The organism is Phormidium sp. CCY1219, assembly GCF_055795085.1.
The window spans coordinates 1-3,472 of the sequence record NZ_JAYFEQ010000155.1 but is presented as its reverse complement, the minus strand read 5'-3'; the positions used below and the strand labels follow the sequence as shown (position 1 = coordinate 3,472).

The following is a 3,472-nucleotide window of genomic DNA, read 5'->3' as shown; positions in this document are numbered from 1 at the left end:
TTTAACTGTAGTTATAGATATAGAGAAAACTGGTTCTATAGAAATGGTTAGTCAAAGGTCTTATAGCAGTTATGCAGACTTACTGCTATGGTTATCTTTGCTAAAAAGGGGATTAATTGCTTATGGAATTCAAGAAAATTTAGCTTTATATAGAATTGTTCAAGGTTCAATGTCTAGCAATAAATTGAAAAACGCGATTGGAGTGTGGAAAATTTATCGTCAAATAGAAAAATTAAATTTACCAGTTGCGAGTTGGTGTTTCATAAATTATGCTTGGAGAGGCTACATAAAATATAAACAATTAATCTAAATTAGTCATAGAATAAGTTATCATCTAGGTATAACTAGCGTTGATGGACTATATCTAAATGAAAAATGAAAAATGTTTAAATTTATTGGATATTTTTAGTTGAACGATATCCAATAATAAATATCGGGTACAGATTTTATTACCAGGAGATTGGTAACTGATATTATCAAGAATATGTAAAAAAAATTAAAACGCTATTTTTATTGGTTAAAGTAAAAGGTAATGAACATAATAATAACAGGTAGTACAGGTTTAATAGGACTCTATTTACTGTCAAAAATTAAACAAGAAAATTACTTGATTGATTGTGTGGTGAGATCCACCAGTAATACTCAAGGAATTGAAGAAATAAATCTAAAAATCAACTATTTTGTCGGAGATACTTCTTCCGTTGAGACTTGGGACAAGATTTTGGCACAAAGAACTCCTGAAGTAATCGTTCACATTGCATCTATATTACATACTGAAGCTATAGTTGAAAGCCTGAAAAAAGCTGAAAAAAATCCAAGGTTAATTGTGATTGGCACTACAGGAATTTATTCTAAATACCGTGAAAGTGCCGAAGATTATAAAAAAATGGAAACCCGACTGGACGAATATTCAGGCTCTTACTGCTTACTTCGCCCCACGATGATATATGGTTCCCACCGAGATAAGAACCTCCATAAACTGATAAAATTTTGCGATCGCTACGGATTCTTTCCCGTATTTGGACCGGGTGAAAATCTCATCCAACCCGTTCATGCTGATGACTTAGCCCAAGCTATCTTAACCGCACTTCAACGCCCCCATATCCAAGGGGCATACGACCTTTCTGGCGGTACGGTTGTCACCTTCCGAGAACTGCTAACTTTAGTCGGAAAACTACTCGGCAAACCAGTACGCCAGATTTCTTTACCTCTCAATGCAGGAGTCTGGTCAGCCACAATTCTGGAAAATCTTTTAAAAGAGCGATCGCCTGTACGCCGGGAGCAAATCCTGCGATTACAAGAAGACAAAGCCTATCCCCATGATGCAGCGCAACGAGATTTAGATTTTTTCCCTCGAACCCTAGAAGAAGGTCTTGGACAAGAGGTAGAGTTGATGCGTAGCTTAGGCATGATTTCCAGTTAGCCATGTATTTTGCCGTAGCGATCGCCACCTTGGTCGAAAATCAAAGGGGATGGAGCGTGAATCCAGAAATAGCTATAGACATCAACGGGAAACTAAACGTCCCTTTAACTCTGTATAGTTGGGAAACATCGAATCTAGACTGATTAGAGAAGCATTATAAATCAAAGCTGTGGCAATGATAATCCGGTCAGCCGGTCGCGATGATGTTCTGGCAGTTGAGCAGCTTTCAGAGCAATTTCCCGCTCGATGGGCAAAACCTGAATATCTGCCAATGCAGCTTTGACCCATTCATCAAGGGGAAGAGAAATCTGTACCCGCTGCCGTTTCACCAATTGTCCGAGTTCCCAGCAAGAAATGGCACTAATCGCAACAGTATCAGCCGTTTCAATCAGCTCAATTAGACGATCGGAAAGCGCCATACTACTGAGCTGGGGATTTTGCCAACGAATCCAGATATGAGTATCAAGTAACAGCATTCAGGACAAATCCCAATCTGACTCAGGGATGGCAGGTGCGATTAAATCGTCAAGCAAGCGAACCGTACCCGCTAGTTTTGGAGAAGGCTGGCGGCGTCGTGAAGTAGCAACGGACTCCTCGGATATCGCGGAGAGAACGATCACTTCATAAGTGCGATCGCTCTTCAGTGAAGGAGGTAGGTCGATAACCAGTTGACCATTGACAGGTTTGGCAAAGATTCGCAACGCTTCCATAGCCACCTCCGGACTCAGGATAATGAATTAATTCTATCACTAGACTATCCCTTGGGCAACCTAAAATAAAATCAGAACATTATTACCCTTATACGACACAGAATAATCCCTACCCAACTTTGGTTAGAACAAGCGATCGCCTCCTGAGTTCCCTCGTCGTGGATAGCAGCAAAATCCGCAATACCCTAAACTGGCGATCGCCATTTACTATAGATGAGGGTCTCCAGCAAACTCTGCAAAGCGATCGCAATCAATTTTGAAGTCAATATGAAATCAAGATTACGCTTTTCACTGTTCGTTTTTCACTGTTCGTTTTTCGATCGCGTACCGGATTTCTTAGGAGGGTAATCGACATGCAACTGTTAGACATACAAACTCTCGCGCCAGCACCAGAACAACGCATCCTTCTGAACCATGTCACTTGGGAGCAATACGAAAGCCTCTCATCCCTATTTGTGGATGAATTTCCCCGGATGACTTATTTAGAAGGAAAGCTAGAAATTATTATCACAGTATCTCCAGAGCACGAACGCTTGAAAAAGATTATTGCTCGGTTGATTGAAACCTATGCAGTTGAGAAACGAATTAATCTCAATGGCTATGGCAACACTACCTTTCGCAACCAAGCAGTAGCGCGAGGAGCCGAACCGGATGAGTGCTATTGTTTGGGCGAGCTGGGGCAAGTTCCCGATATGGTGCTGGAAATCGCTCTGACTAGCGGCGGAGTCGATAAATTAAAGGTTTACCAAGGATTGAGAGTTCCAGAGGTATGGTTTTGGCAAAATGGAAGTTTTTCCCTTTATCGGTTAGGAGCGAAAAACTACACTATAATTCCTCGCAGTACCTTCCTGCCGGATCTAGATTTCTCCCTCCTGAGTCAATATCTGGAATACGCCAACCAAACTGAGGCAGTTCTGGCTTATCGCCAGGCGCTGCAAAATTATTAAGGTCGATCGCTCAACTTGACGACCATCATGCCAATCCCGATTCTAGCGCCACTTTCCTCCTCCTGAGCCTCCTGACCGTTGGCTGGCTCAAACAGCGCTTCAGCCAAAACCTGCTCGACATCCCCAACGATGTTGCATCCACAACGCTACGCGAGATTGCAGTTCCCACAGCCAACCCACCCCACGGGGCGGCGACTTGGGCTTCATCATTGCCTTTGCGATCGCGCCATAACTCCCCACTATTCCTTGGGCCGCTTAACATGAAATTAGAATGTTGTCCCGTATAGATGGAAAAATAACCTGTGGCATTGAAATCACACGAAAAAAAGACGAAAGTTTGGTAGCCCCGTAACTTTAGTTCGGGGCGGAAAAACGAACGCTTGTTTCAACAA

Annotated in this window: 6 protein-coding genes and 1 pseudogene; 5 read left to right on the top strand and 2 right to left on the bottom strand. The window is 42.4% G+C overall.

Annotation, left to right across the window (positions count from 1 at the left end; translation table 11 throughout):
• From AC0QH1_RS00845 to AC0QH1_RS00835, 3 genes are all read left to right on the top strand, one after another.
• The coding region (locus tag AC0QH1_RS00845) for a hypothetical protein (RefSeq protein ID WP_442957259.1) at positions 1-310 on the top strand (310 nt) is incomplete at its 5' end.
• 222 nt (positions 311-532) lie between these two features.
• Positions 533-1,423 (top strand): NAD-dependent epimerase/dehydratase family protein, encoded by an 891-nt coding sequence (locus AC0QH1_RS00840; RefSeq protein WP_324628830.1) that lies wholly within the window; start codon positions 533-535, stop codon positions 1,421-1,423.
• Positions 1,424-1,425: 2 nt separating this feature from the next.
• Positions 1,426-1,566: a hypothetical protein gene (locus tag AC0QH1_RS00835; protein WP_324628829.1), complete on the top strand. Its 141-nt coding sequence runs from the start codon at positions 1,426-1,428 to the stop codon at positions 1,564-1,566.
• Here AC0QH1_RS00835 and AC0QH1_RS00830 read toward each other — a convergent pair.
• Both AC0QH1_RS00830 and AC0QH1_RS00825 read right to left on the bottom strand, forming a co-directional pair.
• Positions 1,505-1,842, bottom strand: a pseudogene (locus tag AC0QH1_RS00830) (type II toxin-antitoxin system VapC family toxin). The gene AC0QH1_RS00835 and the pseudogene AC0QH1_RS00830 sit on opposite strands and share 62 nt — an antisense overlap.
• A gap of 57 nt (positions 1,843-1,899) precedes the next feature.
• Positions 1,900-2,133: a hypothetical protein gene (locus tag AC0QH1_RS00825; RefSeq protein ID WP_324628831.1), complete on the bottom strand. Its 234-nt coding sequence runs from the start codon at positions 2,131-2,133 to the stop codon at positions 1,900-1,902.
• Between the two features lie 119 nt (positions 2,134-2,252).
• On the opposite strand from AC0QH1_RS00825, the gene AC0QH1_RS00820 reads away from it, so the two are divergent.
• Both AC0QH1_RS00820 and AC0QH1_RS00815 read left to right on the top strand, forming a co-directional pair.
• Positions 2,253-2,393 (top strand): hypothetical protein, encoded by a 141-nt coding sequence (locus AC0QH1_RS00820; protein WP_324628827.1) that lies wholly within the window; start codon positions 2,253-2,255, stop codon positions 2,391-2,393.
• A 93-nt stretch (positions 2,394-2,486) separates the two neighbouring features.
• A complete protein-coding gene (locus tag AC0QH1_RS00815; protein WP_324628825.1) occupies positions 2,487-3,080 on the top strand; it encodes a Uma2 family endonuclease in 594 nt (197 codons plus the stop codon).
• Positions 3,081-3,472: the final 392 nt, after the last annotated feature.

What these genes read in the sequence shown, in the direction of transcription:
- AC0QH1_RS00840 (WP_324628830.1), top strand. Translation starts at nt 533, where the DNA reads ATGAACATAATAATAACAGGTAGTACAGGTTTAATAGGACTCTATTTA.
- AC0QH1_RS00825 (WP_324628831.1), bottom strand. Translation starts at nt 2,133, where the DNA reads ATGGAAGCGTTGCGAATCTTTGCCAAACCTGTCAATGGTCAACTGGTT.
- AC0QH1_RS00835 (WP_324628829.1), top strand. Translation starts at nt 1,426, where the DNA reads ATGTATTTTGCCGTAGCGATCGCCACCTTGGTCGAAAATCAAAGGGGA.
- AC0QH1_RS00815 (WP_324628825.1), top strand. Translation starts at nt 2,487, where the DNA reads ATGCAACTGTTAGACATACAAACTCTCGCGCCAGCACCAGAACAACGC.